Here is a 16,733-nt window from a genome sequence, read left to right as displayed (position 1 = left end):
TGCAACATGGGTGTCGCGATCAGAGTTATTCCGTGCCTCGACGTGGACAACGGGCGCGTAGTCAAGGGCGTAAATTTCGAGAACCTGCGCGACGCGGGCGACCCCGTGGAACTGGCCAAGCGCTACGGGGCGGAGGGCGCCGACGAGCTGACGTTCCTCGATGTCACCGCCTCCAAACAGGACCGCGGCACGATGCTCGACGTGGTGCGCCGTACCGCCGAGCAAGTCTTCATCCCGCTCACCGTCGGCGGGGGAGTGCGCAGTGTGGACGATGTCCGCGAGCTGCTGCGCGCCGGTGCCGACAAGGTCAGCGTAAACACCTCGGCGATCTCGGATCCCAATTTGCTGCGCGAGCTCTCTCAGCGATTCGGCGCGCAGTGCGTCGTGCTCTCCGTCGACGCGCGCCGGGTGCCGGAAGGCGGCGTGCCGCAGCCGTCCGGTTTCGAGGTCACCACGCACGGAGGCACCCGCTCGGCCGGCATCGACGCTGTGGAATGGGCCCGCACCGGCGAGCGGATGGGTGCTGGTGAGATCCTGCTCAATTCCATGGATGGCGACGGCACCAAGGCCGGTTTCGATATCGAGCTCATCGAAAAAGTCCGTTCGGCAGTTTCTATCCCGGTCATCGCCTCGGGCGGTGCTGGGGAGGCGGCGCACTTCCCGCCCGCCGTGGAGGCGGGAGCAGATGCCGTGCTCGCAGCCTCGATATTCCACTTCGGAGAAGTGTCCATCGCGGAGGTCAAGGAGGCGCTGCGCGGCGCCGGTCAGGCCGTACGTTGAGCACCCCGGCGGATTACCAGCTCGACCCCGCGATCGCCGCGAGGCTCAAGCGAAACGACGCGGGACTTGTCCCGGCGGTCGTTCAGGCTGACGGAACCGGTGAAGTGCTCATGATGGCGTGGATGGACGATCACGCTCTCGCCTACACCTTGGCCACGCGCCGGGGCGCTTACTATTCCCGCTCACGAGGCGAATACTGGGTCAAGGGCCTGACCTCAGGAAATATCCAGGAGGTCACCGGTGTCCGGTTGGACTGCGACGGGGACACCCTTTTGGTGACTGTCAAACAGGTCGGCGGCGCCTGCCACACCGGGGACCGCACGTGCTTCGACGCCGACCAGCTGCTCTAGGATCGGGGCATGGCACAGCAAACCGTGGATAAGGGCCTGTCGCGCTTGGGTGCGGCCGGCCTTGGACTCGGCGGCGTCACGGTCGCATTATTTTCCCGCGCGCCGTGGATGCACGTCAGCTACTTCGACGACCGCGTCGGGGGAGGGGTTCGCGACCTGTCGGGTGCACAGTGGTCGACAGAGGTCTCGGCCGTGTCGCTTCTGCTCGTCGCCGCCGCAATCGCGGTTCTCGCTTTGCGGCGGCTTCCCCGACGCGTCATTGGAGCCATCTGCGCCCTCGCCGCCGCCGTCGCGGTGGTTTCCCCCATGACTTTGCTTACCGGCGGCGCCGATCCGGAGCGCGTCCGGGTCCTCCTCACCGCAGGTGCAGAGGACGTCCAGGCGCGTGCGGGGTCCGTCTCAGGCATGGCGGAGCTGACGTCGGTGGAACTCAATTCCGCAAACCTGGCGCTGACCACGCTCGGTTTCGCGCTCGCCATCGCGGGCGGCGCGGCGGTGGCTCTGCGTCCTGGCAGGGATTCCGCCAAGTTGAACAAGTACGAAACGGAGGCCGTGCGCAAGCAGAAGATCGGTACCGATTTAGAGGAGAATCCCGATTCCGGCCGCGTGCTGTGGGACGCGCTCGACGCGGACATTGATCCGACAGACCCCTCGCCGGATGGTTCGAACCCTGCCGGGGGCAACGCCGGTACGCGAATCTAAGCGGAGCGCGATTTCCGGAACCTGGCAGCGCACGGTTAATCTTGGGGACAGGTGGAAGGGAGAGCGCCATGCATACTGCACGAGTGGTTGACGGCGTCGTCGCAGCCGTGCTTCGCGACGTGGGGAAGCGGGAGTCCGTCATTTCTTTCCAGGACATCAAGGCGCGCTCCCGCGCGATGGCTCCGACGCGCGACGCCCGTGCCGCCCTGCTACGCCACGGCTGCGGAGTGATTGTCGAGATCAAGCGTAACTCGCCCGTTTTTGGGCCAACCGCGCCTTTCGCTCAAAGCGAGACCCAGATAGAAGACGTCGCCCGCGCCATCGAGGCCGGTGGGGCTCACCTCATCGCGTGCCAGACCGAGCGCCTGCGTTTCGACGGCTCCCTCAACGACATGGCCGATGCCCGCGACGCCGTAGAGCTGCCCATGGTGTGCCGCGACGTCATCGTCGACCCGTACCAGATCCACGAGGCCCGCTGCTACGGCGCGGACATGATCCCGCTGCAGGTGGGCATCCTCGATCAGCACAGGCTGGAAGCCCTGTTAGACCGAGCCGAATCTTTAGGAATGGAGGTGATGGCGGAGGTACGCACCGGTGAGGAAGCCGACCGAGCGCTGTGCGCCGGCGCCACCGTCATCGCTGTGAACTCCTGGACGTTCGACACCAACTCGCTCAACCCCGACGCATTCGCAGAGATCGCGCCGGGGTTGCCGTCTGAAGTGATCAAAATCAGCCTCGGCGGCGTGCGCACCGCCCGCGATCTTATCGACGCCGCGTCCTCAGGCGCCGACGCCGTCCTCGCCGCGGAGGCTGTGATGAGTTCCGAGGACGTCGAGTCCGCCACCTGCCGGCTCGCTGCTGCCGGCCAGCACCCAGCCTGCCCCTCCCGGAGCTAGCGCGTTCCAATTCCCGTTCTGCCCCGTAGTCGGGCACACTATGGGTCGTGGAAACCATGATCCTGGCCAACATCCCCTCCCCGCCGCAGGGCGTGTGGCACATCGGGCCCGTCCCGATCCGCGCCTACTCGCTCTGCATCATCACAGGCATCATTATTGCTCTGTGGCTGACGCTGCGCCGCTACAAGGCGAAGGGCGGGGACCCGGACGTGGTGTGGGACGCCGCTATCGTCGCCATTCCGGCCGGCATCATCGGCGGCCGGTTGTACCATGTGATCACGGATTACGACAAATACTTCGGGCCGGGGCGAGACCCTTGGCAGGCGTTCAACGTTGCCGGCGGCGGCCTCGGCATCCTCGGCGCCGTGGCGCTGGGGTTTTTCGCGGTGTGGGCCCTGTTCCGTTACAAGAAGGTTCCGCTGGCGCCGTTTGCTGACGCCATCGCCCCCGGCATCATCCTTGCCCAGGCGATTGGGCGCCTGGGCAACTGGTTCAACCAGGAGCTCTACGGCCGGCCCACCGACGTTCCGTGGGCCCTCGACATCTATTACCGGGTCGATGCAGCAGGGCGGTATGCCCCGTTGACGGGCCGTTCCACCGGGGAAATTGTTGCCAGCGTGCACCCGACCTTCCTCTACGAACTGCTGTGGAACCTGGTGGTGTTCGTGTTCCTCCTGTGGGCGGAGAAGCGCTGGCGGCTCGGCCACGGCCGCGTTTTCGCCCTCTACCTCGCCGGGTACGCTCTTGGCCGATTCTTCGTGGAGCTCATGCGCGCCGATGAGGCGAACCACATCCTCGGCCTGCGAGTGAACACCTGGGTCTCCGCCATCTTGTTCATCGTCGCCCTGATCGTTTTCCTGCGTCTGCCGCGCGGCCAGGAGGACCCGTCCGAGGTGGATCCGCGGCGCAGTTCCGTCGCGGTGCGCCAGGGGAACGTGGCCGCCACAGCCACCTCCCCAGCCTCCGCGTCCTCCTCATCGGCGAACACACCCGCAAAGCGGTACGGTAGGGAAGCGCAAGACGGCTCCGAGCCGCACGAAAAGTAACCCGGAAAAACCCCGTAGCGAAGCGAAGCTGGTGGACGTTGTGGATAGAGTGGACAGAAGAACCAAAATTGTTTGTACCCTTGGCCCGGCTGTGGCCAGCAAAGACGCCATTGTCGGCCTCGTGCGCGACGGCATGGATGTGGCCCGCCTGAACTTCTCCCACGGCGACCACGCCGACCACGAGCAGAACTACCGGTGGGTTCGTGAGGCCACCGACGAAACCGGCCACGCTGTCGGCATCCTCGCCGATCTGCAGGGCCCGAAGATTCGCCTCGGCCGCTTCTCTGAGGGCAAAACCCAGTGGGACACAGGTGAGGAAGTCCGCATCACCGTCGATGATGTCGAGGGCACCCATGACCGAGTCTCCACCACCTATAAGCAATTGGCCCAGGACGCGAAGCCGGGCGACCGCCTGCTCGTCGACGACGGCAAGGTCGCCCTCGTTGTCACCGAAGTCGACGGCAACGACGTTGTCGCACGGGTGACCGAGGGCGGACCTGTGTCCAACAACAAGGGTGTCTCTCTGCCGGGTATGGACATCTCCGTTCCCGCGCTGAGCGAGAAGGACATTGAGGATCTGCGTTTCGCGCTCAACTTGGGTGTCGACTTCATCGCCCTGTCCTTCGTGCGCTCACCCTCGGATGTCGACTTGGTGCACGAGGTCATGGACGAGGTGGGCCGCCGCGTACCCGTTATCGCTAAGCTGGAGAAGCCGGAGGCGGTCGATTCACTCGAGTCGATCATCCTCGCATTCGACGCCGTCATGGTCGCCCGCGGTGACCTCGGCGTGGAGATTCCGCTCGAGCAGGTCCCGCTCGTGCAGAAGCGTGTGATCCAGATCGCGCGCGAGAACGCTAAGCCGGTCATCGTGGCCACCCAGATGCTCGATTCCATGATCGAGAACTCCCGCCCGACCCGCGCCGAGGCCTCCGACGTGGCCAACGCCGTGCTCGACGGCGCGGACGCCGTCATGCTCTCGGGTGAGACCTCTATCGGCGTCGACCCGCATAACGTGGTGAGCACCATGGGACGTATCGTCCGCGTGGCGGAGACCATGGGCAACGTTCCGCCGCTGAACCACATTCCGCGCACCAAGCGCGGCGTGATCTCGTACTCCGCGCACGACATTGCCACCCGCCTCAACGCCCGTGCGATCGTCACTTTCACCACATCGGGTGACACGGCCCGCCGCGTCGCCCGCCTCCACCCGGAGCATCCGCTACTCGTGTTCACGCCGGTCCAGCAAGTGCGTTCTCAGCTGGCGTTGACGTGGGGTGCGGAGACGTTCCTCTGCCCGCCGGTGAGCAACACCGACGAGATGGTGAAGCTTGTCGACGAGTACTTGCTCAATACCGGCGCCTTCAACGTTGGCGACACCATGGTCATTGTCGCCGGCACTCCGCCCGGAGTTTCGGGGACGACGAACACGATCCATGTTCACCAGCTCGGCGAGGACACCCTCAACCCTTAAGCCAGGGGCGCTGGAAACTGTCCCACCACCACGCCGCCCACCTTGGAGAATCCGGGCGTGCGGGAACGCGGACGCGCGCTTCCTGGGTGACAACCCAGTCAACGGGACTGATCCCGTGCACCGAGTTCAGAAACCACAGGGGCATCGTGGGGCCCAGGTTTCCAATGCGCACTCGCAGACCGACGTGGCGTGCCCGCTCCATGACCTGTGCCTGAGTAACAGACGGCAGGTGCTCCGCCTGGGGCACGACCAGTACATCACCTTCCCAACCCACAAGTGCGCCGGTCGTCGTTTCGGCGTACCGCCCGAGGACAACATCATCGGTGCCGGAAACGAGGTAGCGGGCGCGGTGATCGGCGAGCCGGACCAGGTCGGGGCCCTTGACCAGGGGAGTTCTCCGTGGATCAGGGGCGCCGGTGACAGTGAGTGAGGTCGTGGCGCGGGCTGGCGGGGCGGGGCGGATGTCGAGGCGGAACAATTTGCCGGACACCGTGACGCGTGGAAAGAGGTCCTGGGCCGGGTCGAGCAACTCCACGGCAGCCTCCCACATGCCGGGCGGAACGGGGACCGGTGCCCCGGCAAAGCGCCGGATGTGTGCGTCCAGCCCGCTGGCTCGCCCGTGCAGGTGGCGCCACGATTCCGCGCGGTCGAAGGTGCCCGCAGGCGCGTCTGTCGGCACCCACTCGCTGTTCCACAGATAAGAGTTCATTCGAGCCCCCGCAACACCGCCCGGGCTTTCAGCTGCATTTCCGCGTACTCCGCGTCCGGATCCGAATCCCACACAATCGCCCCGCCGGCGCCGACGGTCACGGTGGAACCGTGCTTGACGGCGGTGCGGATCACGACGCTGAGGTCGGCGGAGCCGTCTAAACCCAGATAGCCGATTGAACCGGAGTAAATCCCGCGCGGACCGGCCTCGAGGGCGTCGATAAGTTCGCAGGTCCGCTCCTTTGGCGCCCCGGTCATGGACCCGCCAGGGAACGTCGCCCGCAAGAGATCAATAAGGCTCGTCTCGGGCCGTAGTTTCCCGGTTACCGTGGAGACGAGCTGGTGGACGGTGGCGTAGGTTTCCACGGCCATGAGCGTGGGCACATGCACCGTGCCGGGCAAGCACACGCGCCCCAGGTCGTTGCGGAGCAGGTCGACGATCATGAGGTTCTCGGCGCGCGTCTTGGGGTCGTCGAGAAGCAACGACGGCGGCTGGCTGCGCGGGATGGTCCCCTTGATGGGCTTGGTCTCGACGGTGCCCTCGCGCACGGTGAGGAAGCGTTCGGGCGAGCTGGAGAGCACCTCCAGATTTCCGAGGGCGAGATAGGCCGCGTAGGGGGCGGGGTTGGCGCGTCGCAGCCGCGCGTAGAGGTCGAGCCCGTCCGCGTCGGTTGCGGCCTCGAGAGTATCGGTGAGGCACACCTCGTAGGAGTCGCCGCGGGCCAGTGCCTGCTTAATTTGCTCGAAGCGCTCCCGGTACTCGCCGCGCGTGAGCCGCCAGGCGCCTTGGCTTATCGACGCCCCCGCCGCCGCCGCCGCCTCCGTCCGCAGGGCAGAGCGCAAGATCCTCATCAGGTCTGCTGTTTCGCTGTTCCCTTCGTTCTGACCGTGGTGCAGCACCAGGAGGTGCGCGCGAGATGCGGCGTGGTCGTATACGAGGAACGACTGGGGCCGGATGAAGAAGGCGTCCGGGTGCGCGCTGGCGTGGCCGGGGGAAAATCCGGGCAGGGTCAGCGCCGCGCACTCGTAACCGAGGTAACCCACCCATCCGCCGGTGAAGGGGATGTCGGGCAGGCCTTCGGTGAGGATGCCGTCACGGAGCTCGGCGTCGAGCTGGTTCAGAATGTCTACCTCTCCGCGGCGGTACGAAAGGGCGCGGGAGAGCGAACCGGCGGTGGTGCCCATGACGGTAAAACCGGTCCCGGTGGCGGAGTCCAGCCAGAACGCGTCGCCGTTTCCACCGCGCAGCGCCCGGAACGTCGCCTCGGTGTCCAAGTCGATCTCCACCTGCCGGTGGGCGACCCGCCACGTGGTGGGCGCGGGTGCCAGTGCCAGGAAGTTGCGCATGAGGTTCTCGCCGTACTCCGTGAGCACGGACTCGGGGTGGAACTGCACTCCCCAATGCGGCCGACCGACCACTTCCAGGCCCTGGACAACCCCGTCCTCACTGCGGGCGTGGATGCGGATCCCGCCAGCGGTTGTCTCTGCGTCAACGCCCGCATCCGCCCCCGTCTCGATGTGCAGCGAGTGGTAGCGCACCACCGAGAACTCCTGGGGCAGGCCGGTGAAGATGCCCTCCCCGGAATGTGAAACGCGACTGAGGTAACCGTGTCGCGGTGTGGTTCGGCCGACGCGAGCGCCGGCGAGGCAGGCTAGGCCCTGGTGGCCGAGGCAGACCCCGAGGACAGGAATGTCGCGCGCCGCTTCGATGACGGCGCGGGAACCGCCGAAATCGGTCTCGGATTCCGGCGTACCGGGGCCGGGGGAAATGACGACGTGGGTGAACTCGCCTGCCCGGATGCGGTCGCAGACTGCGGACGCTTCCACGTCGTCCGCCCGCACCACCACCGGTTCCCGGCCCGCTGCAGCGGCAATGAGGTGGGCCAGGTTAAAGGTATACGAGTCCCTGTTGTCAACGAGAAGGATCAACTCAGTACTCGACCCTGTCCGGGTTGCACTCCCAGGCTTCAAACGGGGCGTTATCGCGGTTGTTCGGCATGTGCGTGAAAGGCAACGGGTCCGCGACGCGGCCACAGGCGACGTCGGAGATGAAGGAGTCGTCGAAACCCGCTGCGGCGGCCTGGTCGTGGGTGGCGGCGAAGTAAACCTCGTCGATGCGCGCCCAGTGAATGGCGGCGAAACACATCGGGCACGGCTCACCCGAAGCGTAGAGGACGGCACCTGAAAGGTCGTGGGTATTCTCCGCGCAGCACGCTTTGCGGATGGCCTGGATCTCCGCGTGAGCGGTGGGGTCTACGGCGGCCACGACGTCATTTCGTCCCTCGTAGACGCCCCCGCTGGACGTCACGACGACACAGCCGAACGGCCCGCCGTCGGTCGACGCGGATTCTGTCGCGATGTCGATCGCGCGCTGCAAAAGATCGCGCGCCATCTACTTTCCCTGATGAATCGGGGTCGGCTGGAGGTTCCAGACCTCGGTGGCGTAATCGTTGATCGTGCGGTCGGAGGAGAAGCGGCCGGACTCGCATATGTTGATCCAGCACATGCGCGCCCAATGTTGCGGGTCGGCGTAGAACTCCTCGCTCATGCGGTCGCGGGTGGCGCGGTAGTCCGCGAAGTCGCCTAGCACGTAGTACACGTCGGGAGCGGTTCCGTGGCCCTCGAGAAGGGAACCGCGGATGTCGTGGAATGCGCCGGTGGAGGCGTCGTCAAGCGTGCCGTCGACGAGCGCATCCAGGACGCGCTTGAGGCCCGGGACGGTCTCGTACAGCGCGGCGGGGTTGTAATTGCGTGTGAGCTCCGGCAAGTCCTCCTCGCGGGCACCGAAAACATAGGCGTTCTCCTCGCCGACAGCTTCGACGATCTCGACGTTCGCGCCGTCCATGGTGCCCAGGGTGAGCGCGCCGTTCATCATGAACTTCATGTTCGACGTGCCGGATGCCTCCTTGCCCGCAGTGGAGATCTGCTCGGAGATGTCAGTGGCCGGGATGATCTGTTCGGCGGGGGAAACGTTGTAGTTCTCCACGAACACCACCGTGAGGTACCGCGACACATCCGGGTCGTTGTTGACCAGCTCACCGACGGCGTTGATGAGCTTGATAATACCCTTGGCGCGCGTGTAACCCGGTGCGGCCTTCGCGCCAAAAATGAAGGTGCGCTTCGGCAAGTCGCGCTCACCGTCGTCCTTGATGCGGAAGTAGAGATCGAGAATGTACAACGCGTTCATCAGCTGGCGCTTGTACTCGTGGAGGCGCTTGATCTGGGTGTCGAAGATCGAGTCGGGGTCGATCTCGATGCCCTGGCGCTCGTAGATCCACGCGGCGAAGTCGCGCTTGTTGGCGGCCTTAATCTCGCGAAGTTCGTTCAGCACCGACTCGTCGTCCTCGTAGCGGCGCAGCTCTTTGAGCCTCGGCAGGTCCGTCACCCAAGCGTCGGAGCCGCTGAGGCGGTCCAGCAGGGCAGACAGGCGCGGGTTACACATGCGCAACCAGCGTCGCGGGGTGACGCCGTTGGTCTTGTTGTTGAAGCGCTCCGGGTACATCCCGTACCAGTAGCTCAGAGTCTCGCGTTTGAGAATCTCGGTGTGCATCGCGGCTACACCGTTGACGGAGTAGGAACCGTAGCAGGCAATCCACGCCATGTGCACTTGTCCATCGTGGACGGGGGAGAAGTGGTGCGCGTCCTGCGGCGCCATGCCGCGGGACTCCATGTCGATGCGGTAGCGGCGGTCGATCTCGACGACGATCTCCCAAATGCGCCAGAACAGCTGCTTGAATATGGCGGTGTCCCACTTCTCCAGCGCCTCTTCCAGCACAGTGTGGTTGGTGTAGGCGAAGGTCTTGGTGGTCACTTCCCACGCATCCTCCCAGCCCATGCCGTGCTCATCCATGAGCAGGCGCATCAGCTCGGGGATGCCGAGCACCGGGTGGGTGTCGTTGAGCTGCACGGAGTTGTACTCATGGAAGCCGGAGAGGTCCTCACCGTGGTGCTCGATGTAGTTGTCAATCATCTCCTGCAGCGAGGCAGAGACGAAGAAGTACTGCTGGCGCACGCGCAGCACTTTGCCGGCGAACGTGGTGTCGTTCGGGTAGAGCACGCGGGTCAGGTCGTGCACGGCCTCGCGCTCCAGAATCGCGTCGGAGAAGCGCTGCGAGTTGAACGCGTTGTAGTCGAACTCGTGCATCGGCTTGGCGTCCCACAGGCGAAGGGTGCCCACGTTGCGGGTGCCGTAACCCGTGATCGGCATGTCGTAGGGCACTGCGCGCACGCTCATGTCGTCGAATCTGACAACGCGCTGCTGGGTGCCCCGGCGCACGATGAACGGGTAGAAAGATTCCTTCCAGGCGTCCGGGTGCTCCTTCTGGAAGCCGTCGACGAACTCCTGGCGGAAAAGGCCATAGCGGTAGAGCAGGCCGTAGCCGGTCAACGGGTAGTCGAGGGTGACGGCGGAATCGAGGAAGCAGGCGGCGAGACGGCCCAGGCCGCCGTTGCCCAGCGCGGCATCGTGCTCGGCTTCGAGCACATCCGTGAGTTCGAAACCGTGCTCGGCTGCCACCTGCCTCGCTTCGTCGACAAGCCCGAGGTTGGTCAGGTTGTTCAGCAGCGCGCGGCCCTGCAGGAACTCGGCGGAGAAATAAGCTTGGCGGCGCGTCGCGGCGTACGCCTTGCGCGTGGCGTCCCAGTCGTCGGCGATCCGCTCGAGGACGGCCGCGGACAAGCCCGTCCAGTACTTCTTCACGGTGGAGTTTTCGGGGCGCGCGCCGGAGAAACCGCGGACGTGGCCGGGCACGGATTGCGTGAATGAGGGTTGGGCAGAATCAGTCATCGTCGTAGCCTCACGTTTTTGTCGGGTGTTGAATCGCTTCCCGAGCCTACCGGGATGGCGCTACTGCGCCAGATATGTCAGCACAGCAGCCGCAGCAGCGCGGGTAGCGGAACTGACCGTCGGTTCGTACTCCGGCAAAAAGGTCGACATGTGGTTGACAGGCACGTCCTCGGTGACGCGGTCGGAGGCCACCGCAGCCTCCCATTGTTCGCGCGGTGTGCAGCCGATGAGCCAGAAGAAATAGGGCGCGCCGAAGGCGATGGGGATAAACGGGAAGTCCTCGGAAACGGTCTTGCGCGGCGAATTGACGGAGTCACTGCCGAAAACCTCGTCGAACGCGGGGCGGACCTTGTTGTACACGGTGGCATCGTTCGAGAGCAGTTCTCCGTGCGCGAAGTACTCGATGCCGGGTTTGTCCGTGATGCCGGAGGCGAGGACTTCCGCGTGCACGACGCGTTCGATGGAGGCGTAGACCTTGGCCTTCGTCTTGTCGGAGTAGAAGCGGCAGTTCAGAGTCAGTTCCGCACTCGCCGGGATGATGTTGGTCACCGACCCGGCGCGCATGGTGCCGACGGTGACCACGGCGAAATCGCTAGGGTCGACCTCGCGGCCGACGATGCCCTGCAGGCGCGTAATGATCATGGCGGCCGTGAACGTGGGATCGACCGCGTTGTGGGGCATCGAACCGTGGGCGCTTCGGCCCGGGATGGTGACGCGGATGGAGTCGCAGGCCGCGAACTGCGGGCCTGCCTTGGACATCACCTGGCCCGCGCGGCCGGGCATCACGTGCTGGCCGAAGCACACGTCGGGGCGGGGCACGCGGGTGGTCAGCTCGTCATCCACCATGGCCATGGCGCCCTCCGAAGTCTCCTCACCTGGCTGGAACAGTGCGATGAAGGTGCCGGACCAGGAGTCTCGGGTGTTGTCCATGAAATCGCACAGGCTCATGAGCGCGGTTGTGTGCACGTCGTGGCCGCAGGCGTGCATAGTGCCCACGGTTTTACCGTCAGGCCCCGTCATCGTCTTGTGCGACGCGTAGGACACGTCGGTGTCCTCGGTGACCGGAAGTCCGTCGAAGTCCGCGCGGAAGAGAACGGTCGGGCCGTCCCCGTTGCGGAAGAGAGCGACCACACCGTAAGTCCCGACGGGGGCGATCACCTCACAGTCGAAGCGCTTGAGCTCGTGGAGGATCCGGCGGTGGGTCTCCTCCTCCTGCATCGACAGCTCGGGGTTTGCGTGGAGCAGCTCGTACAGTCGGCGCTGCCAGACCGGGTCGACCTCGTAGCCGTCAATGATTGCGCTGATCGCGCTCATTCGGGTGATCACTCCTCAACGTCGGTGCCTGGATACATAAAGTGTCGCATCACCCACACTAGTGTTGCGAGTCAGGCGAGGCGGGGGTTGTAGCGCAGGACGTTACGCGCCGGGGTGCACTCCGTTGAGATTCGGATGCCGTCGGCGATAGCGCCTTCATCACGAAGCTTGTACAGATTGACCACCAGCTTGTCGCGGATGTCATGCGGGGAGAGCGTGTTCACGTAAATCTTCGTGCCGCCCTCGAACCCGGCGAGGGTGGACACGCGCCACTTCAGGTTGACGCGCAGCGGCATAGGTACATCCAGGTCGACGGGCTTGTGGTGCCACTCCTCGTTGCAGGCCACATTAGGGCCGGTCGCGGCGTGGGCGGCGTGGAGCAGGTCGGAAAACCCGCGTACCTCCTCCGCGCTGAGGTTCCAGGGCTCGGGGGAGGCGGCCTTGGAGTAGACGCTCATGGTGGGGTAGCGGTGGCCAATGCCCGCGATGAGGATCGCGTGGTCGTTCTCCGCGACGACGAGGTTGTTGTAGAAGGCGTAGTTCACGCCCCACTCGTTGTACATGTTCAGGTTCTGGCGCAACTTCGCCACTTCCATCTCGGACTGCACCCCGCGTTCGTCGATGGCTACAAGTTGCTTGTGTAAATGGTCGAAGGAGGCTCCGGCCGCGGAAAGCCAGTTCTGGAACACCACGACGTACGGCGCGTAGCGGTTGCGGTCGTATAGGTCGTGCATGGCATCGATCGTGAACGCGATGAATCCATAATGCTCGTCGGGGGTGAGCGTGCCCGAGGATGCGAGTTGCGAGGTGTTGTCGGCACCGTCGGTAAAGTGCCGCCTGGCGATGATGACGTCGTGGCCGCCGCCGAAGTAAGCCGGAGCGAGTCCGAGCAGCTCTTCCTCGCTCACGTCCGGGTTCTTGCCGCTGGCCTTGAGGCGCGTGCGCACGATGTCGAAAACGTGGTTACGGCCCGCGGGATCAGCGAGGTAATTCTCCATATGATCCTGCTGCTCGTCCGGCATTACGAAGTCGTAATTCTTGTTCCAGTAGTCGTAGGAGACGATCTCGAACAAGTTGGGCACGCGGCGGAACTCGGCGCGAGTATCGCCCAGCTGGTGGGGCAACAGATTGCGTTCGATTCGCCAACCGAGCTCGGTGCTGTCATCGAGCACCATGCGCGACTTCTCCGGTGGTGTGGCCAGGGGACGCGCCTCGCAGAAATTGCAGGCGTGAGTGAAATCCTCCGGCGCGAGCGGCTTCGGGTCCTTGGGCGGGCTCGACAGGGGCCGGTTGCCGCGCCCCGGTACCGTCCACACCTCGGTTCCCGAGAAGGGGTTGATCTGCTTGATCGTCCCGTCGGCCATCGTGGACAGGGCGTCGCGGTAGGAGTGCACGGGGAAGGTCATGGAGGTTAAGCGTATTAGCTAACCTGTGTCCATGCCCGTGATCCAGTTCGACGTCCTCGTCCCCGATGCCGCCGCCGCCGAGGTCGGCGAGGCGTTTTCCCGCGCGCTCGACATCCTTGTGCGTCGCGGCATGCTCGAGTCGGCCTCAGTCGAGCATGACAGCAGTGCGCTTATCGACGCCTCCACCAACGCACAGCTCAAAGACGTCTACAGGACAGACCGCGGCGAGGACCCGGACGAGGCCGGCGCGCTCCCGCACCGCTATCTGATCACTGCCGAGGGCGTATCCAGTTATAACCAGCTGGCGATGGGCCTGTCGCGCATCCTCACCCCGAAGGCGGACTTGCCGCGCGACCCGGCGGCGCTGGCGCAGGAGTCGCGCTTCGAGCAGCCGTCGATCTACCCCTGGGTTGTGGAGATCCGCAGGTAATCCGTAGCGACGGCGGCGCCGGCTCGGGTGAGCTGCTCCTGGACGTCGCCCTCGCCTGAGAGGCCTTCCAGTGCCACCGTGATGAGGGGGTTTCTGGACTCCACCTTGGCCTCGAAGGAGCCCGCCACGACGGCGACAGCAGCGTCTGTCCCGGCGGCGATGTCGAGCACGGTGGAGACGACCTTGCCTTCGGCGGTCTGTGAGTCGAAACGGCCCTCGCCGGTAATCACCAGTGAGGCGTCCGCTACCTTCTCGGCCAGGTCGTTGGCCTCGGCCACCACTTTCGCGCCGGGCAGAACTCTGACGTGGTCGCCGGTGCCATGCAGGAGGGTGGACACCCAGCTCACGCCGATGGCGATGCCGCCGGCCGCGCCGTACCCGGGCGTGGTGCCGTCCACACCTGTGACCTCGCACAGCTTCGCCAAGGCGCGGTCGAGCGCCTCGACCTCCGCCTCGCTGGCTCCTTTCTGCGGGCCGAAGACGCGGGCGGCCCCGCGCTCGCCGGTGGCGGGAACGAGGGCGTCGGCAAGCAGGATCCATTCCATGGAGGCGGCGGGAATGTTCATCTTTGCGGTATCGAAGTCGGCGAGGTCGCCGAGGGCGCCTCCACCGGGTGTCAGCGTGTAGCCCTGCTGGTTGAGCGGATTTATGCCGAGAGCGACGAGAATGCCAGTGCCCCCGTCGACGGTGGCCGACCCGCCCAAGCCCAGCACGACACGTCGCGCACCGCGGGTTTCCGCGTCTGCGACGAGCACGCCCGTTCCGTAGGTGTCTCCCGTCATGGGCGCGGGGGAGTCCGCCACGGCGGGCAACCCCGTGGCAGCGGCAACGTCAATGTATGCGGTCTGGGTGGCTGCGTCGAAGGTGTAGGTGGCTTCGGTCAGGCGGCCGACGGCGTCGGTGGTAGGCAGGGTGATCCGCTGACCTTCGAAGAGACTCGAGGTGCCCTCGCCGCCATCGGCCATGGGCACGGCGATGACGCGGGCGTCGCGGATCACGCTGCGCACGCCGTCGCCAAGCCACTGCGCGGCCTGCTGGGCGGTAGCGGTCCCCTTGAAAGCGTCGGGAGCGATCACCACGGTGGGCGGGGGAGCGGGGACGGAAAAACCTGCGGAGCGGGTGGAATCGGGCGTGATGCGCGTCATAGTTGACCTCGGGTGTCGTGAGGAAGGTGGTCGGAAACTCGTGATGAGAGCCCATTTTATCCGCCGGGCTTAGATGTCCGAACCGGGCCCGATCAAAAATTATCGGGCAATCGGTATTGCGTATCCGCGTGTGGGTTGTATTGTTGGGCGCGTAGAAACCTGCCGAACACTAGGTATTGCTCGGACGGTTCCCGCAGCCGGCCTCTGACGGCTGAACATCCACGGAAAGGGATTCGCATGACCAACATCGAACAGGAAGTAGCTAGCTACTACGACAAGCTTCTCAAGCGCAACGCCGGTGAGCCGGAGTTCCACCAGGCGGTCGCCGAGGTTCTGGACTCGCTCAAGATCGTCCTAGAGAAGGACAACTACTACGCCGACTACGGCCTCATCGAGCGTCTCTGCGAGCCGGAGCGCCAGATCATCTTCCGTGTTCCTTGGACCGACGACAACAACCAGGTTCGCGTCAACCGCGGCTTCCGCGTGCAGTTCAACTCCGCGCTCGGCCCCTACAAGGGCGGTCTGCGCTTCCACCCCTCGGTCAACCTAGGCATCATCAAGTTCCTGGGCTTCGAGCAGATCTTCAAGAACTCCCTGACCGGTCTGCCCATCGGCGGCGGCAAGGGCGGTTCCGACTTCGACCCCAAGGGTAAGTCCGAGGGTGAAGTCATGCGCTTCTGCCAGTCCTTCATGACCGAGCTGTGGCGCCACATCGGCGAGTACCGTGACGTGCCCGCCGGCGACATCGGCGTCGGTGGCCGGGAGATCGGCTTCCTCTTCGGCCAGTACCGCCGCCTGGCCAACCAGCACGAGTCCGGCGTCCTCACCGGCAAGGGCCTGACCTGGGGCGGCTCCCTCGTGCGTACCGAGGCCACCGGTTACGGCTGCGTGTACTTCACCGACGAGATGATGAAGGCGCGCGGCGAGTCTCTCGACGGTGCCAAGGTCATCGTCTCCGGCTCAGGCAACGTGGCTATCTACGCCATCGAGAAGGCCCAGGAGCTCGGCGCCACCGTCGTCGGATTCTCCGACTCTTCCGGCTGGGTCGAGACCCCGAACGGAGTTGACGTTGAGTTACTCAAGGACGTCAAGGAGAACCGCCGCGAGCGCGTCTCCGCCTACGTCGACGAGACTCAGGGCGCTTCCTTCCACGACGCCGGCAGCATCTGGGACCTGTCCGCGGATGTGGCGCTGCCGTGCGCGACGCAGAACGAGCTGGGTGGCGAGCACGCCAAGAAACTCGTGGCCAACGGCGTGAAGTACGTCGCCGAGGGCGCAAACATGCCGTCGACCCCGGAGGCCGTCGAGGTCTTCCGCGAGAACAAGGTCAGCTTCGGACCGGGCAAAGCTGCCAACGCCGGCGGCGTGGCTACATCGGCACTCGAGATGCAGCAGAACGCTTCCCGCGACTCCTGGACTTTCGACTACACCGACGGCCGACTCCACACGATCATGTCCAACATCTTCAAGATGTCGGATGAGACCGCGAAGGAATACGACCGCGAGGGTGACTACATCGTCGGTTCCAACATCGCCGGCTTCAAGAAGGTCGCCGACGCCATGCTGGCGCAGGGCGTGATCTAACACCTCTGAACAGCGGGTAGCCCCCTTCGACGGAGGCGACCCTTGAGAAGGTTCGGTGCGCGGGTGACCGCGCGCCGAACCTTTTCGCGTCGATACGCAAAGTACGCTGGGGAAC

15 protein-coding genes are annotated in these 16,733 nt (G+C 65.1%); 8 read left to right on the top strand and 7 right to left on the bottom strand.

What is annotated here, in order from left to right:
* The first annotated feature begins 6 nt into the window (after positions 1–6).
* The 6 genes from hisF (at position 7) to pyk (ending at position 5,245) form a co-directional block, all read left to right on the top strand.
* Entirely contained in the window at positions 7–780 is a 774-nt protein-coding gene (hisF, locus tag G7Y29_RS07045) for an imidazole glycerol phosphate synthase subunit HisF (RefSeq protein WP_165002597.1), read from the top strand.
* Positions 777–1,130: a phosphoribosyl-AMP cyclohydrolase gene (hisI, locus tag G7Y29_RS07040; protein WP_165002596.1), complete on the top strand. Its 354-nt coding sequence runs from the start codon at positions 777–779 to the stop codon at positions 1,128–1,130. Before hisF ends, hisI begins: the two co-directional genes overlap by 4 nt.
* Positions 1,131–1,139: 9 nt before the next feature.
* A complete protein-coding gene (locus G7Y29_RS07035) occupies positions 1,140–1,832 on the top strand; it encodes a TIGR02234 family membrane protein (RefSeq protein WP_165002595.1) in 693 nt (230 codons plus the stop codon).
* Between the two features lie 68 nt (positions 1,833–1,900).
* Entirely contained in the window at positions 1,901–2,728 is an 828-nt protein-coding gene (locus G7Y29_RS07030; protein ID WP_165002594.1) for an indole-3-glycerol phosphate synthase TrpC, read from the top strand.
* Between the two features lie 47 nt (positions 2,729–2,775).
* Positions 2,776–3,774, top strand: a complete 999-nt coding sequence (gene lgt, locus G7Y29_RS07025; protein WP_165002593.1) for a prolipoprotein diacylglyceryl transferase — start codon at positions 2,776–2,778, stop codon at positions 3,772–3,774.
* Between the two features lie 49 nt (positions 3,775–3,823).
* Complete coding sequence (pyk, locus tag G7Y29_RS07020) at positions 3,824–5,245, top strand: pyruvate kinase (protein ID WP_165002592.1); 1,422 nt, start codon at positions 3,824–3,826, stop codon at positions 5,243–5,245.
* On the opposite strand, the gene G7Y29_RS07015 is transcribed toward pyk, so the two are convergent.
* The 6 genes from G7Y29_RS07015 to G7Y29_RS06990 form a co-directional block, all read right to left on the bottom strand.
* Positions 5,235–5,954 (bottom strand): aminotransferase class IV, encoded by a 720-nt coding sequence (locus G7Y29_RS07015; protein ID WP_165002591.1) that lies wholly within the window; start codon positions 5,952–5,954, stop codon positions 5,235–5,237. The two genes, pyk and G7Y29_RS07015, sit on opposite strands and share 11 nt — an antisense overlap.
* Positions 5,951–7,882 (bottom strand): aminodeoxychorismate synthase component I, encoded by a 1,932-nt coding sequence (gene pabB, locus G7Y29_RS07010; protein WP_165002590.1) that lies wholly within the window; start codon positions 7,880–7,882, stop codon positions 5,951–5,953. The genes G7Y29_RS07015 and pabB overlap by 4 nt, the downstream gene beginning before the upstream one ends.
* 1 nt (position 7,883) lies before the next feature.
* Positions 7,884–8,345 carry a nucleoside deaminase gene (locus G7Y29_RS07005; RefSeq protein WP_165002589.1) on the bottom strand — a complete coding sequence of 154 codons (462 nt, stop codon included), beginning with the start codon at positions 8,343–8,345 and terminating at the stop codon, positions 7,884–7,886.
* The gene (locus G7Y29_RS07000) at positions 8,346–10,739 is read right to left on the bottom strand and encodes a glycogen/starch/alpha-glucan phosphorylase (protein WP_165002588.1); all 2,394 of its coding nucleotides are present in this window, start codon (positions 10,737–10,739) and stop codon (positions 8,346–8,348) included.
* Between the two features lie 60 nt (positions 10,740–10,799).
* A complete protein-coding gene (locus tag G7Y29_RS06995; RefSeq protein WP_165002587.1) occupies positions 10,800–12,053 on the bottom strand; it encodes an amidohydrolase in 1,254 nt (417 codons plus the stop codon).
* Positions 12,054–12,124: 71 nt separating this feature from the next.
* Positions 12,125–13,459: a DUF4921 family protein gene (locus tag G7Y29_RS06990; protein WP_196820130.1), complete on the bottom strand. Its 1,335-nt coding sequence runs from the start codon at positions 13,457–13,459 to the stop codon at positions 12,125–12,127.
* Between the two features lie 31 nt (positions 13,460–13,490).
* Here G7Y29_RS06990 and G7Y29_RS06985 point away from each other — a divergent pair, with 31 nt between their 5' ends.
* Positions 13,491–13,889: a hypothetical protein gene (locus G7Y29_RS06985; RefSeq protein ID WP_165002586.1), complete on the top strand. Its 399-nt coding sequence runs from the start codon at positions 13,491–13,493 to the stop codon at positions 13,887–13,889.
* Here the strand turns inward: G7Y29_RS06985 and G7Y29_RS06980 are convergent.
* Positions 13,859–15,034 carry a glycerate kinase gene (locus G7Y29_RS06980; protein WP_165002585.1) on the bottom strand — a complete coding sequence of 392 codons (1,176 nt, stop codon included), beginning with the start codon at positions 15,032–15,034 and terminating at the stop codon, positions 13,859–13,861. The two genes, G7Y29_RS06985 and G7Y29_RS06980, sit on opposite strands and share 31 nt — an antisense overlap.
* 237 nt (positions 15,035–15,271) lie before the next feature.
* Between G7Y29_RS06980 and gdhA the strand changes: the two genes are divergently transcribed.
* Positions 15,272–16,618, top strand: coding sequence for an NADP-specific glutamate dehydrogenase (gene gdhA, locus G7Y29_RS06975; RefSeq protein ID WP_165002584.1), 1,347 nt, complete (start codon positions 15,272–15,274; stop codon positions 16,616–16,618).
* Positions 16,619–16,733 lie beyond the last annotated feature (115 nt).

It is taken from the genome of Corynebacterium qintianiae (assembly GCF_011038645.2).
GTDB classification, from domain to species: domain Bacteria; phylum Actinomycetota; class Actinomycetes; order Mycobacteriales; family Mycobacteriaceae; genus Corynebacterium; species Corynebacterium qintianiae.
Note: the sequence above shows the minus strand (reverse complement) of the source record. Positions and strands in the feature narration are given on the sequence as shown.

Bases quoted from the DNA above. Each gene is read 5' to 3' on its own strand.
- G7Y29_RS07000 (WP_165002588.1), bottom strand. From the start codon at position 10,739: ATGACTGATTCTGCCCAACCCTCATTCACGCAATCCGTGCCCGGCCAC.
- G7Y29_RS06980 (WP_165002585.1), bottom strand. From the start codon at position 15,034: ATGACGCGCATCACGCCCGATTCCACCCGCTCCGCAGGTTTTTCCGTC.
- G7Y29_RS07035 (WP_165002595.1), top strand. From the start codon at position 1,140: ATGGCACAGCAAACCGTGGATAAGGGCCTGTCGCGCTTGGGTGCGGCC.
- G7Y29_RS07030 (WP_165002594.1), top strand. From the start codon at position 1,901: ATGCATACTGCACGAGTGGTTGACGGCGTCGTCGCAGCCGTGCTTCGC.
- G7Y29_RS06990 (WP_196820130.1), bottom strand. From the start codon at position 13,459: ATGACCTTCCCCGTGCACTCCTACCGCGACGCCCTGTCCACGATGGCC.
- G7Y29_RS06995 (WP_165002587.1), bottom strand. From the start codon at position 12,053: ATGAGCGCGATCAGCGCAATCATTGACGGCTACGAGGTCGACCCGGTC.
- gdhA (WP_165002584.1), top strand. From the start codon at position 15,272: ATGACCAACATCGAACAGGAAGTAGCTAGCTACTACGACAAGCTTCTC.
- G7Y29_RS06985 (WP_165002586.1), top strand. From the start codon at position 13,491: ATGCCCGTGATCCAGTTCGACGTCCTCGTCCCCGATGCCGCCGCCGCC.
- G7Y29_RS07015 (WP_165002591.1), bottom strand. From the start codon at position 5,954: ATGAACTCTTATCTGTGGAACAGCGAGTGGGTGCCGACAGACGCGCCT.
- hisF (WP_165002597.1), top strand. From the start codon at position 7: ATGGGTGTCGCGATCAGAGTTATTCCGTGCCTCGACGTGGACAACGGG.
- G7Y29_RS07005 (WP_165002589.1), bottom strand. From the start codon at position 8,345: ATGGCGCGCGATCTTTTGCAGCGCGCGATCGACATCGCGACAGAATCC.